The 22,067-nt window shown below is 34.5% G+C and carries 25 protein-coding genes and 1 other RNA gene; 11 read left to right on the forward strand and 15 right to left on the reverse strand.

Features of this window, described 5'->3' with window-relative positions:
- Positions 1-73 precede the first annotated feature (73 nt).
- Together K5R64_RS16380 and K5R64_RS16385 are read right to left on the reverse strand one after the other, a co-directional pair.
- On the reverse strand, positions 74-1,333 hold the full coding sequence (locus tag K5R64_RS16380) for a DEAD/DEAH box helicase (protein WP_220764973.1): 1,260 nt from the start codon (positions 1,331-1,333) through the stop codon (positions 74-76).
- A 113-nt stretch (positions 1,334-1,446) separates the two neighbouring features.
- The gene (locus K5R64_RS16385; RefSeq protein WP_220764974.1) at positions 1,447-2,475 is read right to left on the reverse strand and encodes a formimidoylglutamase; all 1,029 of its coding nucleotides are present in this window, start codon (positions 2,473-2,475) and stop codon (positions 1,447-1,449) included.
- A gap of 112 nt (positions 2,476-2,587) precedes the next feature.
- Here K5R64_RS16385 and K5R64_RS16390 point away from each other — a divergent pair, with 112 nt between their 5' ends.
- The gene (locus tag K5R64_RS16390; protein WP_220764975.1) at positions 2,588-3,481 is read left to right on the forward strand and encodes a hypothetical protein; all 894 of its coding nucleotides are present in this window, start codon (positions 2,588-2,590) and stop codon (positions 3,479-3,481) included.
- 56 nt (positions 3,482-3,537) lie between these two features.
- On the opposite strand, the gene K5R64_RS16395 is transcribed toward K5R64_RS16390, so the two are convergent.
- Complete coding sequence (locus K5R64_RS16395; protein ID WP_220764976.1) at positions 3,538-4,587, reverse strand: glutaminyl-peptide cyclotransferase; 1,050 nt, start codon at positions 4,585-4,587, stop codon at positions 3,538-3,540.
- Positions 4,588-4,675: 88 nt separating this feature from the next.
- Between K5R64_RS16395 and ffs the strand changes: the two genes are divergently transcribed.
- From ffs to fsa, 4 genes are all read left to right on the forward strand, one after another.
- Positions 4,676-4,773, forward strand: an RNA gene (ffs, locus tag K5R64_RS16400) — signal recognition particle sRNA small type.
- A 254-nt stretch (positions 4,774-5,027) separates the two neighbouring features.
- Complete coding sequence (locus K5R64_RS16405) at positions 5,028-5,831, forward strand: SDR family oxidoreductase (RefSeq protein WP_220764977.1); 804 nt, start codon at positions 5,028-5,030, stop codon at positions 5,829-5,831.
- 15 nt (positions 5,832-5,846) lie between these two features.
- The gene (locus tag K5R64_RS16410; protein ID WP_220764978.1) at positions 5,847-6,956 is read left to right on the forward strand and encodes a hypothetical protein; all 1,110 of its coding nucleotides are present in this window, start codon (positions 5,847-5,849) and stop codon (positions 6,954-6,956) included.
- 195 nt (positions 6,957-7,151) lie between these two features.
- Complete coding sequence (gene fsa, locus K5R64_RS16415) at positions 7,152-7,808, forward strand: fructose-6-phosphate aldolase (RefSeq protein ID WP_220764979.1); 657 nt, start codon at positions 7,152-7,154, stop codon at positions 7,806-7,808.
- A 71-nt stretch (positions 7,809-7,879) separates the two neighbouring features.
- Here the strand turns inward: fsa and cysM are convergent, their stop codons facing one another.
- The 3 genes from cysM to K5R64_RS16430 form a co-directional block, all read right to left on the reverse strand.
- Positions 7,880-8,767, reverse strand: a complete 888-nt coding sequence (cysM, locus tag K5R64_RS16420; RefSeq protein ID WP_220765161.1) for a cysteine synthase CysM — start codon at positions 8,765-8,767, stop codon at positions 7,880-7,882.
- A 49-nt stretch (positions 8,768-8,816) separates the two neighbouring features.
- Positions 8,817-9,608 carry a serine O-acetyltransferase EpsC gene (epsC, locus tag K5R64_RS16425; RefSeq protein WP_220764980.1) on the reverse strand — a complete coding sequence of 264 codons (792 nt, stop codon included), beginning with the start codon at positions 9,606-9,608 and terminating at the stop codon, positions 8,817-8,819.
- 207 nt (positions 9,609-9,815) lie between these two features.
- Entirely contained in the window at positions 9,816-10,100 is a 285-nt protein-coding gene (locus K5R64_RS16430) for a DUF2752 domain-containing protein (RefSeq protein WP_220764981.1), read from the reverse strand.
- Between the two features lie 102 nt (positions 10,101-10,202).
- Here K5R64_RS16430 and K5R64_RS16435 point away from each other — a divergent pair, with 102 nt between their 5' ends.
- Both K5R64_RS16435 and K5R64_RS16440 read left to right on the forward strand, forming a co-directional pair.
- Positions 10,203-10,388 (forward strand): hypothetical protein, encoded by a 186-nt coding sequence (locus K5R64_RS16435; protein ID WP_220764983.1) that lies wholly within the window; start codon positions 10,203-10,205, stop codon positions 10,386-10,388.
- Positions 10,375-10,932: a Smr/MutS family protein gene (locus tag K5R64_RS16440; RefSeq protein ID WP_220764985.1), complete on the forward strand. Its 558-nt coding sequence runs from the start codon at positions 10,375-10,377 to the stop codon at positions 10,930-10,932. Before K5R64_RS16435 ends, K5R64_RS16440 begins: the two co-directional genes overlap by 14 nt.
- 82 nt (positions 10,933-11,014) lie before the next feature.
- Here the strand turns inward: K5R64_RS16440 and K5R64_RS16445 are convergent, their stop codons facing one another.
- Entirely contained in the window at positions 11,015-11,977 is a 963-nt protein-coding gene (locus K5R64_RS16445) for a hypothetical protein (protein ID WP_220764987.1), read from the reverse strand.
- Between the two features lie 87 nt (positions 11,978-12,064).
- On the opposite strand from K5R64_RS16445, the gene K5R64_RS16450 reads away from it, so the two are divergent.
- Positions 12,065-13,195, forward strand: coding sequence for a cysteine desulfurase family protein (locus K5R64_RS16450; RefSeq protein ID WP_220764989.1), 1,131 nt, complete (start codon positions 12,065-12,067; stop codon positions 13,193-13,195).
- 61 nt (positions 13,196-13,256) lie between these two features.
- Here the strand turns inward: K5R64_RS16450 and K5R64_RS16455 are convergent, their stop codons facing one another.
- The 3 genes from K5R64_RS16455 to coaD form a co-directional block, all read right to left on the reverse strand.
- Positions 13,257-14,504, reverse strand: a complete 1,248-nt coding sequence (locus K5R64_RS16455) for a cation:proton antiporter (protein ID WP_220764991.1) — start codon at positions 14,502-14,504, stop codon at positions 13,257-13,259.
- A 387-nt stretch (positions 14,505-14,891) separates the two neighbouring features.
- The gene (locus K5R64_RS16460) at positions 14,892-15,470 is read right to left on the reverse strand and encodes an alkylphosphonate utilization protein (RefSeq protein ID WP_220764993.1); all 579 of its coding nucleotides are present in this window, start codon (positions 15,468-15,470) and stop codon (positions 14,892-14,894) included.
- Between the two features lie 70 nt (positions 15,471-15,540).
- Complete coding sequence (gene coaD, locus K5R64_RS16465; protein WP_220764995.1) at positions 15,541-16,002, reverse strand: pantetheine-phosphate adenylyltransferase; 462 nt, start codon at positions 16,000-16,002, stop codon at positions 15,541-15,543.
- A gap of 216 nt (positions 16,003-16,218) precedes the next feature.
- Between coaD and K5R64_RS16470 the strand changes: the two genes are divergently transcribed.
- Entirely contained in the window at positions 16,219-16,695 is a 477-nt protein-coding gene (locus tag K5R64_RS16470; RefSeq protein WP_220764997.1) for a hypothetical protein, read from the forward strand.
- Between the two features lie 45 nt (positions 16,696-16,740).
- Here K5R64_RS16470 and K5R64_RS16475 read toward each other — a convergent pair whose 3' ends face one another.
- From K5R64_RS16475 to K5R64_RS16495, 5 genes are all read right to left on the reverse strand, one after another.
- Complete coding sequence (locus K5R64_RS16475) at positions 16,741-17,190, reverse strand: hypothetical protein (protein WP_220764999.1); 450 nt, start codon at positions 17,188-17,190, stop codon at positions 16,741-16,743.
- A gap of 188 nt (positions 17,191-17,378) precedes the next feature.
- A complete protein-coding gene (locus K5R64_RS16480; RefSeq protein WP_220765001.1) occupies positions 17,379-18,317 on the reverse strand; it encodes a HipA domain-containing protein in 939 nt (312 codons plus the stop codon).
- 2 nt (positions 18,318-18,319) lie between these two features.
- A complete protein-coding gene (locus K5R64_RS16485) occupies positions 18,320-18,640 on the reverse strand; it encodes a HipA N-terminal domain-containing protein (protein WP_220765003.1) in 321 nt (106 codons plus the stop codon).
- A complete protein-coding gene (locus K5R64_RS16490; RefSeq protein ID WP_220765005.1) occupies positions 18,637-18,843 on the reverse strand; it encodes a helix-turn-helix transcriptional regulator in 207 nt (68 codons plus the stop codon). Before K5R64_RS16490 ends, K5R64_RS16485 begins: the two co-directional genes overlap by 4 nt.
- Before the next feature lie 282 nt (positions 18,844-19,125).
- Positions 19,126-20,103, reverse strand: a complete 978-nt coding sequence (locus K5R64_RS16495) for a D-alanine--D-alanine ligase (protein WP_220765007.1) — start codon at positions 20,101-20,103, stop codon at positions 19,126-19,128.
- Between the two features lie 250 nt (positions 20,104-20,353).
- Between K5R64_RS16495 and K5R64_RS16500 the strand changes: the two genes are divergently transcribed.
- Together K5R64_RS16500 and K5R64_RS16505 are read left to right on the forward strand one after the other, a co-directional pair.
- Positions 20,354-20,971 (forward strand): PASTA domain-containing protein, encoded by a 618-nt coding sequence (locus K5R64_RS16500; protein WP_220765008.1) that lies wholly within the window; start codon positions 20,354-20,356, stop codon positions 20,969-20,971.
- The gene (locus K5R64_RS16505; RefSeq protein ID WP_220765009.1) at positions 20,961-22,001 is read left to right on the forward strand and encodes an RluA family pseudouridine synthase; all 1,041 of its coding nucleotides are present in this window, start codon (positions 20,961-20,963) and stop codon (positions 21,999-22,001) included. Before K5R64_RS16500 ends, K5R64_RS16505 begins: the two co-directional genes overlap by 11 nt.
- Positions 22,002-22,067 lie beyond the last annotated feature (66 nt).

The raw sequence follows: 22,067 nt of genomic DNA on the forward strand, positions 1-22,067 counted from the left end.
CTGTTCCTGAAAAAAAAAAGACCGATATTGTTGTTCAATTATCGGTCTTTTTTTATCAAATTATTAGAATGTACTAATACCAACGTTTTTTATTCTGTTTGGAACTGGCTGATTTTCTGGATTTAGTACGTTCTCCACTACGGTTGGAGTTTTTAGGTTTCGTATTGCTTCCTGACGCTGTTTCGGGGCTACCTGAATGCCAAGGATAAGGATGGTCGTTAATGGTCTTTACATCAACTTTGATAAGTTTTTGAATGTCTTTCCAATACGCATGTTCATCTTTACTACAAAAAGAGATCGCAATTCCGCCATTTCCAGCACGTCCTGTTCTACCAATTCGGTGTACATACGTTTCAGGGATATTTGGTAAATCAAAATTAATCACATAAGGCAGTTGGTCAATATCAATACCACGAGCAGCAATATCAGTAGCTACTAATACGCCCACTTCTTTGTTTTTGAAGGCATCCAGTACACGTTGTCTTGCATTTTGAGACTTGTCGCCATGTATGGCTTCGGCAGGAATGTTTTTTTTGCGCAAGGCTTTCACAACATTATCCGCACCATGTTTGGTTCTGGAAAACACCAACACATCCGTCAAATTTTCATTTTGGATTAAATTGTATAATAAGTTTCGTTTTTCTGTTTTTTCAACAAAATAAATTCGTTGTTCTACTTTTTCAGCAGTTGATGAAACAGGAGAAACAGTTACCGTTTCTGGATTAGTCAAGAACATTTCAGCCAATTCTCGAATTGCAATTGGCATTGTTGCTGAAAACAATAGCGTTTGACGGTTTTTTGGTGTGAGTTTGACAATTTTCTTAACATCGTTTACAAAACCCATATCAAGCATTTGGTCTGCTTCATCAAGTACTAAGGTGTGTAAGTGGTCAAGATTAATAAAACCTTGTTTGTGTAAATCCAGCAATCTTCCTGGAGTTGCAATTAAGATGTCAACTCCCGTTTTCAAAGTGTCAACTTGAGGATTTTGAGAAACCCCACCAAATATAGTTAGTTGTGTTAGATTTGTATATTTAGCATAGGTGTCAAAGCTTTGTCCAATTTGAACCGCTAATTCTCGTGTAGGGGTAACAACTAAGGCACGTATCTGTTTGGCTTTTTTGGACGACCCCACAATGCGATGCAATTGATGGATAATCGGAATAGCAAAAGCGGCTGTTTTACCAGTACCAGTTTGGGCGCAACCAATTAAATCATTTCCAGCTAAAATGAGTGGAATAGATTGTTCTTGAATAGGTGTTGGACTGGTATAACCTTCTTCATAGACGGCTTTTTGGATACTTTTAGAAAGTGATAAATCTTCGAATAACATATTTTTGAAATTAAAAACACTGTAATTTGTACAGTGAGCTAGCGCAAAGATAGTGTTATTTATTTAGACCCTTGTGTGATTGCTGTTTCTAGGTGTTTTATTAGAAAAACCAATTAAGGATTGGCTTTGATAAAATCGGTAACTAAATAAGCTATTAATTGTCCAATGAGATGGTTGTTCTTCTCTCCATCCAAGTCGGGAGCACCTTCACAGATATGGAGATAAGTGGCGTTTTTATGTTTTCCAAAATAAGCTATAAATTGGCGTAATTCCTCTATAGAAAAACCGCTCAAAGTCATAGCACTGCTGGCAATGTTAGGCAGTGCATCTAAGTCAACTTCGATACCGTAAGAATCTGTTTTGATGAACTCATATGCAGTTATGATTTCTTCTAAAAAGTTTCTTTCTCCACGTACTTTTATACTGTCGTAGGTATTGTATCGTATTCTTTCATCTGTTTTTTTGATTAAATCTAAAACATTTTTTGAAACATGGTTTTCGTGTAATCCAAAAACAAAATACTTTTTTAAAAAACCTTCGTTGTATGCATAAGAAAAAGCGTTTCCGCTATGACGTCCCTCTAGAATTCTAAAATCAGAGTGGGCGTCAAAATTAATAGCGTTTACTGGTTTACCCTTGGCAAGTGCAGCGCCTTTAATATTTCCGTAGGCGTTGTTTTGTCCGCCTCCAATAATGATAGGGGTTTTGCCAGCTTTGATAATACTAAAAATGATATGAGAAACTTCTTTGTCAATTTTTTCAACCAGTTTGCTTAGTTTTAAGCGATGGTCCATTATTTTAAAATCGAGGTTTTTGGCTTCAATCATTTCAGCCTCAACGTCTATTTCGCCTAAAACGATGATTTGATTTCCTTTGCAAAAACGATTGTGCTGAATGTTGGCGATGCTTTTTAAAGCTGTTTTCCAGGCAGATGCAGCACCAGGTCGTCCTGAATTAGCTTGTATTCCTACGTCCTCGGGAATGCCAATTAAAACATATTTCGCTTCAGCATTTTTAATAAAGGTAATAGGATCTTCACCATTAGGAATGGTTATCATTTTTTCTCCAAATTTTATTTCACCACTTCTGTGGTTGGTAATTTTTGCAAGATCCTTTATTGTAAAAGGCAAAAGCTTATCCATGAAAAAATATTTTTTTTACCAAAAATACTATAATTGTATTAACTAACGTTATAACATGAATATATATTCATTAAATTTGGAAAACAAATTATAAAAAACAAACAATTTAAAAATGGAAAATCAACAAAGTAATTCAAGCTTAAAAGCAGTTATTGCTGTTTTGGCAATTTTATTAGTAGGAAGCTTAGTTTATATATTTAAAGTTTCATCTGATGTAGAAAATGTTCAAACGGAATTAAATACAACAGTTACTGAAAAAGAATCAGTAATGAAAGATTTACAAGAACTAAAAGCTACGTATGATGCTGCTATTGCTGAAAACACTTCCATGTCTGAAGAACTGATAAAAGAAAGAGATAAAGTAGTAAGTTTAATGGCTGATTTGAGTAAATCAAAAGGGGATGTTTCAAAATTCAGATCCCAATATCAAGCTCTTCAAAATAATATGAAAGCATTAATGGCTGAAAATGAAGGTTTGAAAAAACAAAACACCAAGTTGACGGTACAGCGTGATAGTACTCAGGTGGTTTTAGTTGAAGCTAAAAAGACTAACGAGGTGTTAGTGTCTCAAAATGATGAATTGGCTAAAACGGTTGAAAAAGGAGCAAAATTATCTATAGTGAATTTGAAAACATCGGCTTATAATGTGAAGAGTCCAGGTCTTTTTAGAAGTTCAGAAAAACAAGTTGAAACAGATAAAGCCAGTAGGGCAGATATGCTTAAAATTAGCTTTACCATTGCTGAAAATCAAATTGCAAAATCAGGGGATAAAACGTATTATGTGCAAATTATTGATAGTAAGAATAATGTTTTGGGAGATAAGAAAACTCAAAATTTTGGTGAAAAATCATTGTCATATAGTTTTGCAACTACTGTGAAATATGAAAATAAAACAGTTCAGGTTTCTGAAAATTTACCTGGCAAAGATTTTGCAAAAGGCACTTATTATGTAAATGTTTTTGACAAGGATGTTTTGGTTTCTAAATCTAGTTTTGATTTGAAATAAGATAAAAAAATAAAGCGTATAAAAAAAGGAGCATTTTGCTCCTTTTTTTATTTCGGTTATTCTGAGACGGTAATTTCAAACATCTTATCCCAATTTTTTCCAGTCACAAAAATAGTTTTTGTTTTAGGGTTATAAGCTATTCCGTTTAAAACATCGTCAATTGTAGCGTTTGTAAATTTTCGTAATCCTGATAAATCTAAGATTCCTTCAACGGCACCATTTGTAGGGTTTACTACGGCTATGGCGTCTTTCATCCATACATTGGTGTATATTTTACCCTCAATCCATTCTAATTCATTAATGGCTTTTATTTTGGCATTTCCGGCATAAACATTAATGTAGTCAATCATTTTTTGAGTAGCTGGATTCATTTTCCAAATTTTTTCTGTTTTGTCTGTTTGGTACAAATGTGTACCATCATTTGTCATTCCCCAGCCTTCAATATCTTTTTCGTAAGCAAAGGTTTTTTCTAATTTTAAGGTTTTAGCATTATATATAAATCCTGTTTTTTCTTGCCAAGTCAATTGGTAAAGTTTATCATTCAAAATTGTAATGCCTTCCCCAAAATATTTTGCATCTAAATCAGTTTGTTGGAAAACTTTTCCTGTCTTATAATCGTATTTTCTGATGTAGGATTTGCCTTTTAGTCCCGTGCTTTCGTATAATGTGTCTTTGTAAAATTCAAGACCTTCAGTAAAGGAATTGGTATCGTGTGGGTAGGTGTTTATGATTTTGTATTTTAATAATTTTGGGGTAACATTGGAAACAAGCTCTACTCTTGCGGTTGTTTCAGCACTTTGGCCTTCATAGTAAACCAAAGCTTTTAGGTTTTGGTATCCTAATTTTTGATTTTTAAATTCCAAAGGTAATTTTGTATTCCCTTTAGTTGTGCCTACTTTTTGGTCATTAACATAGTACACAATACTGTCAATTTCTTTTTCGTTAAGATTTACTATACCTAAATCGATTTTGTCTTGAGGTTGGTATTGTGCTGAATATTTTGCTGAATCAAAGCTAAAGATAGAATTTTCACCTTTTTTTTTATATCCGCAATTAGTAATTGTCATTCCTAATAAAATGACATATAGTAAGTTATGTTTTTTCATGATTGAATTATTAATTAGTCCAATATACAATGTTATTTTTAAGAGTGCAAAGCCCTTGCAAAAATATAAAAAGATTGTATATTTGCACCGGCAAGTCCTACACGACCAGCTCCTGCTGACTCCCCCAGGATGGGAACATAGCAAGGGTAAGTGGTTGAGCGGTGCGATGTAGGTCGCTTGCCTTTTTTTAAATAACACAAACGTAGTCTTCCTTAGTGAAGATTTTTTTATTTTTGGACGTTTTTAAATTAAGGTTTATCTCGAACGGATTAAATGTTTAGAATTATAAGCATTTTCATTTTGTAAATAATATGAATTTTAACCATTAAGAAGTTAAGAAAAATGAAGCCTTAATGACTCTTAACTTCTTAATGGTGAATTTTATTTTAGTATATAAAACTTAGTTTTAAAAGTAATGTCCATATATAATAGGTAGCATCATGAGTAAAGTAGTTTTGATTACAGGAGGTTCTTCGGGAATTGGGAAATCAATTGGCGAGTTTTTGCATCAAAAAGGATTCACGGTTTATGGTACCAGTCGTAATCCAGAGCGAATTACGAATTCTGTATTTCCATTACTCACTTTAGATGTGACGCAAGTGAGTACTATCCAGACAGCCGTAACTGAAATTATCGCACGTTCAGGGCGTATTGATGTAGTGATTAATAATGCAGGTGTTGGAATTACAGGTCCTTTGGAGGAAATTCCCACTAAGGAAATCAAGAATAATTTTGAGACTAATTTTTTTGGTCCCATTGAAGTGATGAAAGCGGTCTTGCCACAAATGCGTGCTCAAAAATCGGGATTAATTATCAATATAACTTCGATTGCAGGATACATGGGATTGCCGTATCGTTCGGTTTATTCGGCTTCTAAAGGAGCTTTAGAATTGATAACAGAGGCTTTGCGGATGGAGGTAAAACTATTTGGAATTCAAATTACCAATGTGGCTCCCGGAGATTTTGCTACTAATATTGCCTCTGGTCGTTATCATGCCCCTGTGCTTTCAGGCTCAGCTTATGAAAAGGTATATGGGCAGATGCTAAGAACAATGGACGAACATGTAGATAGTGGTAGTGATCCACTAGATATGGCTGTGGCAGTCTATCAAATTATCCAAACCTCTAAACCAAAAGTACATTATAAAGTAGGGGCTTTTATGCAAAAGTTTTCGATTGTGTTGAAGCGAATTTTACCTGATAAACTGTATGAAAAAATGCTAATGAATCATTATAAGTTGTAAATCAACAATCCTAATATGAAAAACATCTATTTACTTCTCATTCCAATATTTTTCATTTCTTGTTCTCCTAGAATTGTAACGAAAGTTACTCACAATCAAGGGATTCAATTGGCTTTTCAAGAAGTTGTTGTCATTCCTGAAAATACACCTTTTGGCATACCTTATAAAAAAATAGGTGAAACTCAAGCAGGAGATAGTGGTTTTACGGTAAATTGTGGGTACAATGTAATGATTGATTTGCTTAAAAATGAAGCGTTGAAAAACGGTGCCAATGTTTTACGCATAACAAAGCATATTTATCCAAGTGTTTTTGGAAGTTCTTGTCATAGGATAAAAGCGGATTTATTATTGGTAGAAGACATCAAAAGCTTAAAAAGCAATTGGAATAATACCAGTCCAATACAAACAGAAACAAACGATTATGTTGAAAATAAACGTATTGAAAATGGCGAAGCAGCTGCTGTAATCGCTACATCTAGTGGGATTTTTAAAAAAAATAAGGATTCAAGATTTATTGTGATTGCTACTGTTGGCCCTAGTTTTAGGGTGGCTAAGACACCAGAGAATGCCTCTGCTGAACAAAAAGCATATATTAAAAAATTGAAATCGGGTTTGGGTTACGAGTTGTCGGGTTACTACATGAAAGATGAAAATACGGGATTTGGACTAAAATATAATGCTTATAAATCGAGTGGTTCCTTATCAAATCAAACGATAGAATTAGGAGATGGTTCTACATGGACGGGGACTGTTTCTGATGCTATTGCAATTCAATTTATAGGTGCTTCTTTTCTATACAGTGAAGGGCAACGTGCTCGAGTAGGGGAAGGAACAATGGAGTTGGCTTTGGGATATATGGGCTACAAAGATTTGGCTACTTTTTCAGGAAATAGAATGACTATAAAAGGAGGTAATTTAGGAATTGTTGGTGGTTTTGGTTATCAATTTAGAATAAGTCCGAATTTTTTGGTGGGACCTCAAGTGAATTTTGTTGGAGGAGTTTTGAATAAAGTTACGCTAACGTATCCCGATGGCAGTAAGCAAAAAGTTAAATTTGAAGAAGACAATGAAAAGGAAAATTTATGGCGAATTGATTTGGCTATAGGTGCTAAATTTAGATTTTAAACTGTAAATTTGCGTTGTTTTTGGGAAACAAAAACTTGATTATGAGATGGAATGCGTGAGGGATAGTAGTGGAAAGCCCACAGTATTATGTAGCGATAGCGAAATAATACGAGGACTTGTAACGAATAGCCCGACCCGTAGTTTTTACGTAGGGTCACGCCCAAATATTGAGACAATTAATATAAATAGATAAGTATGAAATTTTTTATTGACACGGCTAATTTAGCTCAGATTAAAGAAGCGCAAGAATTAGGCGTTTTAGACGGGGTAACGACAAATCCATCATTGATGGCTAAAGAAGGAATCACAGGGAAAAATAATATCTTGAAACATTATGTGGATATTTGCAATCTCGTGGAAGGAGATGTAAGTGCTGAAGTAAATGCTTTGGACTTTGACGGAATGGTAAAAGAGGGAGAGGAATTGGCTGATTTACACGAGCAAATCGTGGTTAAATTACCCATGACCAAAGAAGGTGTAAAAGCAGCAAAGTATTTTTCGGATAAAGGGATTAAAACAAATGTAACTTTAGTTTTCTCAGCAGGTCAAGCTTTATTAGCGGCTAAAGCTGGTGCAACTTATGTTTCTCCTTTTATTGGTCGTTTGGATGATGTTTCAACTGATGGATTGAATTTGATTCAAGAAATTAGAGAGATTTATGATAACTACGGATATGAAACACAAATATTAGCAGCTTCTGTACGTCACACGATGCATATTGTAAACTGTGCCAAAATTGGAGCAGACGTGATGACAGGACCATTGTCTGCTATTGCTGGATTGTTGAAACACCCTTTGACAGATATTGGATTGGCACAGTTTGTTGCTGATTTTGAAAAAGGGAACAAATAAGTCGGTTCCAACGTAAAAAAAAGGCTCGTTTTATTGAAAAACGAGCCTTTTTTTGTGTTGTGAAATTATTTTTAGTCAAAAAGGTCAGAAGACAAATAACGGTCACCACGGTCACAAATTATAGCAACCACTACACCTGATTCTAGTTGGTTGGCAATTTTTACAGCTACTGCCACGGAACCGCCGCTACTCATTCCTGCAAATATCCCTTCTTCCAGTGCCAAGCGTTTTGTCATGGCGCGGGCTTCGGCTTCGGAAACGTCAATGGTTTGATCGACTTTGGAAGGGTTAAATATTTTTGGTAAATATTCTTGAGGCCATTTGCGAATTCCTGGAATTTGGGAACCCTCACTCGGTTGGGCACCAATGATTTGTATATTAGAATTTTTTTCTTTCAAAAAAGTAGAAGTTCCCATAATAGTTCCTGTAGTTCCCATTGCAGACACAAAATGTGTTATTTCTCCGGCGGTATCTCTCCATATTTCGGGACCTGTGGTATGGTAATGTGCTTTCCAGTTGTCATCATTAGCAAATTGATTTAGCATGATATAGCCCCCTTCGGCTACTTTTTTATCTGCATAATCTCTAGAACCTATGATGCCTTCTTTGGCAGATGTTAAAATAACAGTAGCTCCATACGCACGCATGGTTTGTGTACGTTCTTTTGTAGAATCTTCGGGTAATATTAGCTCGATTTCGATGCCTAATAATTGGGCAATCATGGCAAGAGCAATTCCAGTATTTCCACTCGTGGCTTCAATAAGTTTATCTCCTTTTTTGATTTCGCCACGGTCAAGGGCACCTTTTATCATATAGTAAGCAGCCCTGTCTTTGACGCTTCCCCCAGGGTTATTTCCTTCAAGCTTTAAAAGTAGTTTTACGTTTTTATTGGGAACCAAGTTGACTGTTTCAACCAAAGGAGTGTTCCCTATTAAGTCAACTAATTTTTGAGGTTTCATCATGCAATTGTTATTTGAGTTGTCAGAATCGGGTTTTGATGATTCTGGATTATTTGATTTCTTTAACTTTTACTTCGGTAGTTGTAGTATTTAACACAATTGATTTAGCAGGGATGGATTTGGTTACCCATGCATTTCCTCCTACGATACTGTCTTTGCCTATGGTTGTTTCCCCACCTAAAATGGTAGCATTGGCATAAATACACACATTTTTTTCTACAGTAGGATGACGTTTGGCGTTTTTCATGTCCTTGCTAACACTTAGCGCGCCTAGCGTAACTCCTTGATAAATTTTGACATTTTTTTCAATTACAGTTGTCTCCCCGATAACGATTCCTGTGGCATGGTCGATAAAAAATGGAGAGGCAATTTGAGCACCTGCATGAATATCGGTTCCCGTGATTTGATGGGCATATTCGCTCATTAATCTGGAAAATAACAAAAGGTCTAAATTGTATAATTCATGGCTCAATCGGTAGATAGCGATGGCGTAAAAACCAGGATAGGCTAAGTAAACTTCTTCAATACTGTTTGAAGCAGGGTCGTTCTCGAGGATGAATTGTGCATCCTGATTTAATTTTTCGAGTACCAATGGCAAGCTAGAAAGGAATTTTTCCCAAATCGAGTCACATACGTTTTGGGGTTTTTGACAAGCAATTTTGGAGATTTCTTTGAATATTTTTTCAAGTTCATCAATACTGCTGTTCAAATCAGCACTAGAATCAAATAAAGTGTAAAACAATTGTTTAGTAAAAGCTTCTGTTTTAGTTTTAATACTATAATTGATGTTTAAGTGGCTTTTGAGAGCCCCTATATTTTGGATAATCAGATTTTTTGTCATGATTATTAGATTGAAAGGTTAATGGATCAAGAAAAGTGGTTGAAAAATGGATTTAGCAACAACAGCAACACAAGATCAATTCGATATGAGATGGTGACAGATGAGTAGTGGTACGTTGTAGCATTTTTTAAATAAAATAGATTCTGTTTCACAAATATATTGAAGTATTTTGAATCAGAGTTAGTATTGGGATAAGTTTTAGATTTCTTATAAGAAATAGTGTTTAAAGAAATATCCCACTACCATAAAAATAAGATTTGCGACTGTCACTGAAAAAATAAGATTTTGGTTCTTAACTTTCATGAAAAGCAGATACCAAACCATAAAGAGAAGATACAGGCAAGTGGAATAAATGGCAGGGTACATTGTAAAAGCGGCATTGAATTCTCCCTGAATGAAGAGTATAAAAGCACGTTGAAAACCACATCCTAAACAGTCTATTTGAAAAAATGTTTTGCTAAGACAGGGTAGAAGAGGGAGCGTGTTTTCCAAAATGATTTTTTTTTAGGAAAATTACAAAAAAATGATAAAGGTTTTAGAAAGAAAGGGTGGTTGTTTTTTTATTTATTAATTTTGAAAAAGATATAAAGAAGAATGAAAATACTAAAGATTGTATTGCTTGTTTTAGCTGTGTTGCTATTGTTATTAGGGCAAATGAGTGCTGAAAAAATGATTTATGTCAAGGTAGGAGCATTTGTTGTTTTTATGTACGGAATGATGCGACTGAGTGCTAAAACGCCAAGTAAAAATAAAAACAAAGAGAATAATGGAATTGATTAAAGGAGATAAAGTTTCGGTACTTGATGACGCAATTGATGGTGTTGTGCTTTCAGTAATAGAAAATCAGGTAGAAATTGAAACAACAGATGGATTTGTAATGACTTTTTTTATAAATGAGTTGGTTAAATTAAGTGATTCCAACAGTATTGAAGAGGCAGTCAAAAGAGTGAATTTGAGTGAAGTTAAAAAGGAGAAAACAGTTGCTAAGCCTCGAAATTTTGTTAAAGAAAGAAAAAGTAGAAACGAACAACCAGTTCCCGAATTTGATTTACATATTGAAAAATTGGTTAAAAATAAACACGGAATGTCTAATTATGATATTTTGACATTACAATCCGAAACTGCTAAAAGACACATCGAATTTGCGATTAAAAATCGAATTCCAAAGATTGTTTTTATTCATGGTGTTGGTGAAGGCGTGCTGAAAGCCGAATTGGATTTTTTACTCGGGCGTTATGATGCTATTGATTTTCAAGAAGCTAATTATCAAAAATACGGTCAAGGAGCAACGGAAGTTTACATTCGTCAAAGCAAAAATAAGTAATGAATTTGCCTAAAAATAAAAGCTCGTTTTTTCATTAAAAAAACGAGCTTTTTTATGGTTTTTGATACAAAATCAGAAAAAATTAATTTGTGGTGAACAATTCCCCCAGAATATAATTATCTCCCAAAGTAAAACTACTGTTTCCTTTTTTTAAACTTACTTTTCTAAGGGTAATGGTGTGTTTGAATGAATTAGGTCCGTTAGTAGTTGTGGTTACTTCTATAATTCCGCTTGTATTAGTTACGCCTGCAACACCATTCCATTCTTCGCTTAGAGCAGGTGTGGTAGGAGTAGTAGCATTACAAAAGTAAGCACTACTCAATAATCCTGAAAAGTATCGGTATGTAAGTTTATTTGTGGTGGTTCCTATAAGACCAGTTCTTGGAGTATTAGCAGGAGTAGCTTCGTTTACAATTAGAGTAGGGTCAATGTCTAAGAGTATGGCTTCAAAACTCTTAAAATCATAAATCACATTGGAGTTGCTGCATTTTGTTAATATTTTTTCAAAATTAAAAGGTAGTGATGTAGTTGTGGTGGTGTAGTCACCAAAGGGAAGTGTTCTAAAAGTTTGTTGTCCATTTTTTATGGAGAACGTTACATCTTTCAGGTTGATAAAATGATTGTATCCTGTAATTTTTGTACTGTTGTCGGTAGTGTTAGTCGATTTTATGGCGGTAGTAGTAATTTCAATTGTCCCCGAAGTAGCTGACCATTGGTCCACAACTATAGGAGTGGCAGGTTGAATAGTTTCGCAGATGTTATCACTTCCAATTGTTCCATTGTAAAAACGGTACACAACCCTGTTTGATGTAGGACTTATTGTTAACGTTCGAGGAGAGTTATCTGAGGTGGGGTCGTTTACAAAATTAGTAGATGGAATTTCAATGAGTAAAGCTTCTTTGTCATTGATTTTATAAATAATATCATTATTGGTACAACTTTGAGTTGTAAATGCTTCAAAATCGATATTTTCTTGAGTTAAATTTCCGTCATCACAACTATTAAAAGTAAATAGTAATATAAGGAAGCCTGCAATTTTTTTCATTGGGTTTAAAATTTGTCACAAAAATAGCGAAAAAAATGGCAATTGATATTGAAGTAATCACAATTGATATTTCATAACTTTGCAACAATGAAAAAAGTATATCTCGATAACGCATCCACTACTTTTATTAGACCTGAGGTAGTACAAGAAATGACCAAAGTATTGATGGAGGATTATGGAAATCCCTCTTCAACGCATAGTATAGGTCGCAATAGTAAAAGCATTATTGAACTTTCAAGAAAGACAATCGCTAAGTGTATCAATGCTTCTGCTCAAGAAATTATTTTTACTTCATCGGCTACTGAGGCCAATAATTGGATTTTACGTTCAGCTGTCAAAGATTTAAACCTTACCAGAATTATTACTAGCAAAGTGGAACATCATGCGGTATTATATGTGGTGCAACAATTGGAAAAAGAATTTGGTATTGCGGTCGATTATGTAGATGTTCGTCCAGATGGTACTATTGATTTGACTCATTTAGTTACTCTTCTTTCAAAAGGAGGTGCTACTTTAGTGAGTTTGATGCACGTAAATAATGAAACGGGAGTAGTTTTGGATTTGCAACGAGTAGGTATGCTTTGTAAAGAATATAAGGTGCTTTTTCATTCGGATGCGGTGCAGTCCATCGGTAAGCGCTCCATTGATTTAGAATTGGTTTCGGTAGATTTTTTAGTAGCGAGTGCTCATAAGTTCCATGGCCCAAAAGGTGCTGGTTTTGCTTATATAAAAAAAAATAGTGGCATTCAGCCCTTGTTGTTTGGAGGAGAACAGGAGAAAGGATTGAGGGCCGGTACAGAAGCAGTACATCAAATAGCGGGAATGGCCAAAGCATTGGCTTTGTCGTATGCTAATTTGGAGGAAGAAATGAATTATATTTCAGAGTTAAAATCCTATTTGATAGGTAGTTTACGTACTGATTTTCCTCAAATTTCATTTAATGGTGGAGAAAACGGAATAGAGACCATTTTGAATGCAACATTTCCTTTTTCGACAGATAAAACAGCTATGTTATTGTTTCATTTAGATATGAAAGGTATTGCGGTTTCGCGTGGTAGTGCTTGTCAAAGCGGAAGCATTAAACCCTCCCATGTTTTGGCAGAAATGTTAACTGAGAAAGATTTGAAAAAACCAAATTTGCGTATTTCATTAAGTCATTACAATACCAAAGAAGATATCGATTTACTGCTCGAAGGATTAAAAGGCATTTCGTTTTAAGATTGTACGACTTTTTATAAATAACCAAAAAAAACTTGAACGAATCGTTTTTTGTGGTTGATTATGAATTGACAATTTCATCTACAGTATCTGTATCGTTACTATCGAGTTCGCTGTGTTTGGCCTTAATTTTTTCTTTGATAATGATTTCCCTATGTTTTGCTGATACCATCAAACCAAGCATCATCGTTAGCGCAGTCAATAAAATCACTTGAATAATAAGGGATTTGTTGACCAAAGGCAGTACTTGCTCAGGAGCAATTGACAAGAAAAGTAAGATGGTTATCAAGCCTCTTGGAGCCACAAACAACAGCGGGAAAATAGGCATTTTTGAAAGATACAATTGTAAGAAGCGTAAAAAGTAAATAGCACCTACAATACTCATTGCCCAAATTATTGTATCTGGATTGATGATTTCTGAAGTTTTTATTAAAAATCCAAAGAGCATAAAAAACAAAGCCCGAATAATGAAGGTAGCTTCGATAGTTAGTTCTTTGAATTTGGCTACCTCTTTATTTAGCAAATCCAATCGGAAGCTCTGTGTCCATTTTAGGTGTTTAATTTCATCCAAATTCCCAATTGACAATCCAAATACCAAGATGAAAATCAAAGCTGGTAAATGGAAAATTTTAGAAATTTCATATATTAAAATCACTAATAGAATTATGGGAACAAACTTGATGTGGTGATCAATTTTATTGAGCAAAAAAGAAAGTAAAAATGTTGCGATAAAGGATATGATAACGATGAGTAAAATTTCAAGGAAAAAATAACCAAAGGTTTTTGCACCAAAATCAGTGTTGAAAACAATGAAATTAAAAAAGATTACGCCAAAGATATCAGACAAACTGCTCTCGTAGATTACAAACTCTTTGAGGTTAGAACTTAAGTTTCGTACACTAGGTATTGCAATAGCACTACTTATGACACAAAATGGGATAGCGTTCGCCAAACAATCTTTAAAGGGATGAGCCGTGTAATAGTGGAAAGCATAGGCTAATGAAAAGGCTAAAATCAACAAAGGAAGTAAAGCTCCTAAAACCGATTTATTAATTAGGTTTTTTTTGGAATGGTTGAGTTCAAGTTCCAAAGCGCCTTCGAGTACAATTAAGATAAGACCAATGGTTCCTAAAATGGGTAGGGTCGAACTGAGGTTAGGAATTTTTATGTCAAAGAAAAAAGTGACTTCTTTTACAATCCAACCTAAAAGTAATAATAAAATTACAGAAGGTATTTTAGTAAATCCGGCTGTTAAGTCAAATAGATAAGCGATTAATAATAATATACAAAGTGATATAATAACAGTCATAAAATCAGCTATAGGTTAATTCTCTTCTATAAAGAGTTATGAAAGATACTATTTTAGGCACTTCAAAACAATTTTTTTGAGTTAGTTTCTTACCTATCCTAAATTGTTTTTATGTTTTTCTTTAAAAAAGATGTCTTAAAAAGGGAACTAAAACCTTTTTTGTGTTGAAAAGTTATTGTGTATGAGTTGGTTATGTTCTAGGTGAGGTCTGTTTTGTTTTTTACAAAGTATGTAAATCAATAGTTGGTGTTTTTAAACAGGTCTTATTTGTTGTCAAAATAAAATTTAACCACTCGATGTATTGAGGAATGCTCAATTAATAGTCATTTAAGTTAAAAAAATTCTAGACAAAGATGGTAAGCATTCCCCGACAGTGTACTTAAAAAGTTATATTTTCTTCACATATTGCGTGATAATGACAATCATTTGGCCATCTACTTTTCCTTCAATGTATTCAGAATTTTCATGATCAAGGCGAATGTTTCTTACTGCGGTTCCTTGTTTAGCTACCATGCTGGAGCCTTTTACTTTTAAGTCTTTGATAAGGACTACAGAGTCACCATGCGTCAGAACAACCCCGTTACTATCACGGTGAATGATTTTGTTTTCATCGTCTTCACCTTCGCCAGTTGCCTTCGCCCAGGCTAGTGTTTCTTCGTCCAAATACAGTTGTTCCAATAATTCTTGTGGCCAACCAGCAGCGCGCAATCGACTCAGCATTCGCCAAGCAATAACTTGCACTGGTGCGTGTTCACTCCACATACTATCGTTAAGACAACGCCAGTGGTTCATATCTTCGTTTCCTGGGTTGTTGATTTGGTCGGTACAAGTAGCGCATGCTAATAGACTTTCGTTAATGCCTCCTTTTTGAGAAGGTAATACAACAAATGGTTGTAAATTTTCGGTGGCGGAACAAAGTTCGCATTGTCCGCCACTTCTTTTGAATAATTCTCTTTCGATACTCATTAATGATTTTTTAGGGAGGCTAAGGTACTAAGAATAGAAGTGAAATAAGCAATTAAGAAGTCTTTCTTGGTTATAGGCTGGTTACTTTGACAGCTTTTGGGACTAATTTTTGATATTCCCCTTTATTTCTGATCACATCACGTACAATGCTAGAACTGATATAGGAGGTGCTGGCTGCAGTTAGTAAAAAGACGGTTTCTATTTTTGATAATTCGCGATTGGTATGAGCAATAGCTTTCTCAAATTCGAAGTCAGCGGGGTTGCGCAATCCTCTTAGGATAAAATTAGCTTTGATTTTTTTACACAATTCAATGGTCAAGCCTTCATAAGTAATTACAGTTACTTTGGGTTCGTTTTGGAAGGTTTCTTCGATAAAGCGTTTTCTTTCTTCGAGGCTGAACATGTATTTTTTTTCTGCATTGACACCAATGGCAATCACTATTTCGTCAAAAAGAGGAATCGCTCTTTTGATGATATCTTCGTGACCAAGAGTGATGGGGTCAAAGGATCCGGGAAATATGGCTTTTCTCATTGTTTTGAGTTAGTAAGATTCTGAGGGGCTAAGGTACAAAGTTTTTTATTTGAGATTTGAATTATGACCTAAACAATGTTATGGTGTTGATTTTTAGTTTTTTACTATAAGGATTGTAAAAGGTACTTAGTGTAAATGCATATCTTTTTGGAGTCTGATGGTTACCTTTTTGTTTTATGTATATAAATAATTAAACCAAATAAAATTTTACACAAGATGGAACTTTTAAACAACCAATCAGAACAAGAAGTAGAAACTGCGAATGACAATCTTCAAGCACAAATGGATAATTTATCCAATCAAAAAGTGGAACGGGTCAGAAGCTTTAGAGAGTATGCTTTTGAAAAAGCAGGATTGAACCGTGGTGATCATCTTTACTTGAAAGCTAATCTACAATGGATTAAAGATGGACATTTAGTTGACGAAACTTATAATGAAAAAGAAGAGCATCTTTTAAAGCAACAAGTTCAAAACAAAATCATTGCAAAAGACGAAGAAAAGGAAAAAATAGAAGGTGATAAAAGAACAGCTATTGAAGTTTCAAAACCTTCTATCGAGAAAAAAATTAAGGATTTGAATGATGAAATTCAACAAACTAAAATTGACTTAGCTGAGAATAAAGTGGAAACTGGTTACCAACCTGAAAAGCACTTCATGTATGCTGGTTTAGACACTATCCCAAAAAGTGTGTAAGTTGAAAAGTTAAGGCTTCGTTTATAATACTGAAGCCATAACTTTTTAAGCATTTAATAGATTCATATCATTTTCATCTAAATAACCATTGCAGACACCAAACTCAACTAATTGATGGTTTTTATACTCAAAAAAGAAGGCAATTTGCTTGAGGTAAACTACTTTGTCCATAGGTTTTTCAGCTCCTAAGTGGCGATAGTTCCATTTGTAAACTTTAACTTTTTTCCCAATGTTGCAAAACAAACATTTAGAATCAAAGTTCTCGATTCTCACTATACTTGTATCTTGTTGAGGCTTGATCCAACTATTCATAATTTGGATAATTAATTGTAAGACCTCTTGGTATTCTTCAACCATTAAGTCATACTTAGTAAAAAGTTTTAAAAACAAATCTGTTTCCATTGTTTTACAGGCTATTTCAAGATCTTTTATAAAACCTTTCGTTGTTTCTATCGTAAAGTACTCTTTGTCTAAAGTAATTGTTGTTTTGCTCATATATTTTAGGTTTTTATTATTAATACCAAATAGGTAAAAAGGTAACCCCTAGTTTTAAAAAAAAATATTCTTAATAAAACATTGAAAGGAATTATTAGGTTTAAACAACAATGTTCAAAATTCTTCAAAAAGGGGGGACTGGTTTAAAACTTATAAATTTTTTACTTTTTCTGAAACAGAAAAACGAGTTACAGGAACAATTTTCTATGGCGGTCATGGAGTAATTTGATGTAGTTTTCTCGTGTGTTTTTTGATAAAAAACTTTGCTGAATACATGTTGTCCATTTAGGTAAAACGTTATTAAATCTGCTGTAAATTGCTTGCAGTGCTTTTTCATTTATTTTTAATGATTCAGCCAATGCATTGAAGTCGGTTAGCTTTAAATTGTTCTTTTTTCCGTTGATTGTTAATGCGGATTCTTCTTTGTCATCTTGAATTGCTAAGGCCGTGCTTAACAAATCATAAGCAAGCGAAAACTCGTATTCACCCAAATTATTTTCTATCAATGAAAAATTTTTCAGGTGCATATCGGCATTGCCCGTTAAATAACAGAATACAACCAATTCAAACAAACGTTGCGCTTCAAAACCTTTGTTTGTTGTGTGTTGATGGGCCAGTTTTCCGATTTTTTCTATCGAATATCGGTATTTATGCTCCGTTAAATTTTTACTTAATTGACAAAAATCTTCTACTGCAATCTTTTCTCCGTTCTTTCTGTCAAAGCGTTTAGTCAAGTAAGCTAACTCTCCCGAATGTAATCGAATCAATGTGTGTTTTGCAGTTTTTATTTTTGCCAATTCAGCCAAGTGCATGGTTACATCTTCATTTTCTGGTAATTCTGTATATTCTCTTGATGGTGGTTTTAAAATATAGTCACCATTCAGACCTACAATAGTTAATCTTGAAAGTTGGTTTTTGTGCTTTTCTAAATCCAATGATAATTTGGGTTGTACACCTGTAACAGCGATACTTTTTATGATAATCTGCTTAGCTAATTCTTCTAACTGTTTTAAGTCAAAATCAATGATAGGAGGGGTGGTTGTGCCAAACATTTTTTTAGAGCAGGTCGGATGAAAATCTATTTCATCTTTATTCAGCGGCTGATAACAATTTAAGCACTTTTTCATCCTTAATTTTCTTTAGGTAAAACAGATACGCAACCGATACAATCTTTGCACAGCGTTAACAACAATCCAAACCGGTCTCTCTGATTTATTTTCCAATTATTTACGGCAACATTTAACAGCCAGCCTTCGGGAATTAATCCGTCAAAGAAAGGAAATAGTATTTTGCTTTCATAAGGTTGTTTTTGCAATGGCAAAGTAAGACTGATCGGTTTTGAATTTTCACTTTTCAAATAGCTTTCATCATACTGAAAAGTATAACCGTCGTCATTTTCGTTTATCATTCCCGCTAAACTGCTTTTATAAAAAACATGTGCCTGTCTCATTCATCAACTTTTTTAATAACACCAATTTGACTTCCAAATAAAGCTAATACTTGATTTACCTTATCCAAACGAACGGATTGTTTCCCTTGTTCCAATTCACGAATGAAACGAAGGCCAACGCCTGCACGTTCTGCCAATTCCGGCTGTGTCAGGTTCAGCTGTTTTCTTTTTTCTTTGATGAAATCTGAAAGTAATGTGTTCATGATTATACCCTTTAGGGTACAAAAATAGTGATTTTTTATAAATTATACCTTATCGGGTATAAAAACAATGAATATCAAGTAAATTATACCCGGAAGGGTATATTTTATTTGCGTTTTTTTTCGGTTATTAAAATGATTTTCTCGGAGAAGTTTGAATTTATTAGTTCAAATGATAGTATAATTTATGAATGTAATTTAGAAAATAAAGTGTTAGAAATAAAAAAAAATGCCTCAAATAGCGGTTCCTATTTGAGGCATTTTCTACTAATTAGGTTTTGTTTTTTAATTATTGTTTAAAGCCAATTCAATCGCATTGCTAAACAAATCTTGCAATGAAATACCCGCTGCTGCGGCTTGTTGTGGCAGCAAACTTTCGTTAGTCATTCCAGGGATGGTGTTCATTTCGAGCATGTGTGGTTCGTCGTTTACGATGATAAATTCAGAGCGCGAGAATCCTTTCATTTTTAATACTTCGTAGGCGCGTTTGGCTATCGCTCCTACTTTTTGGGTCAATTCGTCTGAAATTCTCGCAGGAGTAATTTCTTGGGATTTCCCAAGATATTTGGCTTCGTAGTCAAAGAAATCATTTTCGGATACGATTTCTGTCATTGGTAACACGGTAACTTTTCCTTTGTAGTTGATTACCCCTACAGAGACTTCGGTACCATCAAGGAAACTCTCGATAATGATTTCGTTGTCTTCTTTGTATGCTGTTTCGATAGCAGTAGGCAAATCTTCTTTGGTATGTACTTTTGAAATTCCGAAACTGGAACCCGCTTTGTTTGGTTTTACAAAGCAAGGCAAACCTACTTTGGCAATGATTTCGTCTATTTTTATTTCGTCTCCTTGATTTAAATAATAGGAAATAGCCGTTTTGATTCCGTAGGGTTTTAAAACGGATAATAAATCTCTTTTGTTAAAAGTCAAGGCCGCTTGGTAATAATCACAAGCTGTTTGCGGAATGTTGAGTAATTCAAAATAAGCTTGCATCAATCCATCTTCGCCTGGTGTCCCGTGAATGGCATTGAATACACAGTCAAATGTGATTTTGTTGCCATCAAGTGTTACTGAAAAATCATTTTTGTCAATCGGGAATTCAGAATCGTTCTCATCTACATATACCCATTTTTCTTTAAAAATGTGAATTCGAAAAGGATGGTATAGGTTTTTGTCTAAGTTTTGGTAAACAACGTTTCCGCTAATTAATGAAATTTTGTATTCACTAGAATAACCGCCCATGATGATGGCAATATTTTTCATATAATGAAGTTTTACTTTTGTTAATTGTTCTATTGATGTTCAGGTTTAAAAAATGATTTGTTTGGGAACGGAAATTCCTAGCCCCGATAGTAGCGGAAATCCTTGTGGGGGCGGCTTTATGCCCCCACAAGATTAGAGCGAATAGCGGGAAATAGCTCCTTAAAAAAGGAAGCCTCCTTTTGCTAAACAAAATTATCATTTTTTTTGGAACGAAATAGCTATATCTTTGTCGTATTATAAAAATTAATTTATGAGTTTACGTAAATACCTTACTAGCCGAGTATTTTTTGTACAAGCCCTATTGGCGCTTTTATTTATTGTTGTTTTAGGATATTTGTTGATGCATTGGTTAACATTTACTACAGACCACGGCAATGAAATTACAGTACCAGATTTGAGTAAATTGACCGAAGAGCAGGTTGAGGAAAAATTAGATGAATTGGACTTAGCGTATGTGCTTTTGGACAGTGTGGATTATAGAAGTGATTATCCTAAATACAGCGTGGTACAGCAAGATCCTTTGCCGGGTGCTAAGGTGAAAGTAGGGAGAAAAGTATATATTAAAATAAATTCTTCGGGTTTTTCATCTGTTAAAATTCCAGATTTGATTGAGAAAACCTATCGAGAAGCGGTGCCTACTTTGAGAGCGTTAGGATTGGAAGAAGGTACAATCACTTATATTCCAAATTTAGGAAAGGATATGGTACTCGAAATGCGTTATAAAGGTAGAAATATTAATGCGGGTGATAAGGTCTTGAAAGGTTCTAAAATTGATTTGGTTTTAGGGGATGGAAAAGCGAGTTATGAAGAGAGTTTGCCAACGGACAGTATTGCCAGTCCAATAGATGAAATGCCAAATGAACAATAATATAGAGTCAGCCGACTTAGAGGAAGAATTATTTGAACACTACAGGTTTGAAGTCCCAAAAGGGCAAGCTTTGTTGCGAATAGATAAATATTTAATGGGGTTGATACCCAATGCGACTCGTAATAAAATTCAAAATGCGGCGAGTGAAGGAAATATTTTTGTAAATGATATTCCTGTCAAATCCAATTATAAGGTAAAACCTTTTGATGTAGTGACAGTAATGTTGTCTCATCCGCCATTTGAAAACCATATTTTACCGGAGGAAATTCCGTTGAATATTGTGTACGAAGATGAGGCTTTGTTGTTAGTAAACAAAGAGCCAGGCTTGGTTGTGCATCCAGGACACGGAAATTATACAGGAACCCTTGTCAATGCTTTGGCTTTTCATTTTGAAAATTTGCCAATGAACAGTAGCGAACGTCCAGGATTGGTTCATCGAATTGATAAAGATACTTCTGGATTACTGGTTATTGCTAAAACAGAAGCAGCCATGACTCATTTGGCAAAACAATTTGAAGCCAAAACAACCGAGCGAGAATATATTGCACTGGTGTGGGGGAATGTAGCTCAAGATAAGGGAACTATTGAAGGAAACTTGGCACGTCATTTAAAAGATCGTATGCAAATGGCCGTTTTTGATGATCCTGAAGTAGGGAAACCGGCTATAACCCATTACAAAGTACTGGAGCGTTTTGGTTACGTTACCTTAATTTCATGTCAATTAGAGACTGGACGTACACACCAAATTAGGGCACACATGAAACACATAGGACATCCTTTATTTAATGATGAGCGTTATGGGGGCCATTTGATTTTGAAAGGAACTACTTTTACTAAATACAAACAATTTATTGAAAATTGTTTTAAAGCCTTGCCAAGGCAAGCACTTCATGCTAAAACATTAGGATTTGTTCATCCCAATACGGGAGAATACATGCGTTTTGATACTGAAATGCCTCAAGATTTTCAGGATTGTATTGATAAATGGCGCGGTTATTCAAAATCCCATACGCTTGAAGAGGAGGAATAAAAGGGCTTGTTTGTTGAATTTTTTAATTGTTTAACTGTTTGTTTAGGCGGTTAAAGAATTAAACTA

This window comes from Flavobacterium sp. UMI-01 (genome assembly GCF_019656315.1).
Classification (GTDB): domain Bacteria; phylum Bacteroidota; class Bacteroidia; order Flavobacteriales; family Flavobacteriaceae; genus Flavobacterium.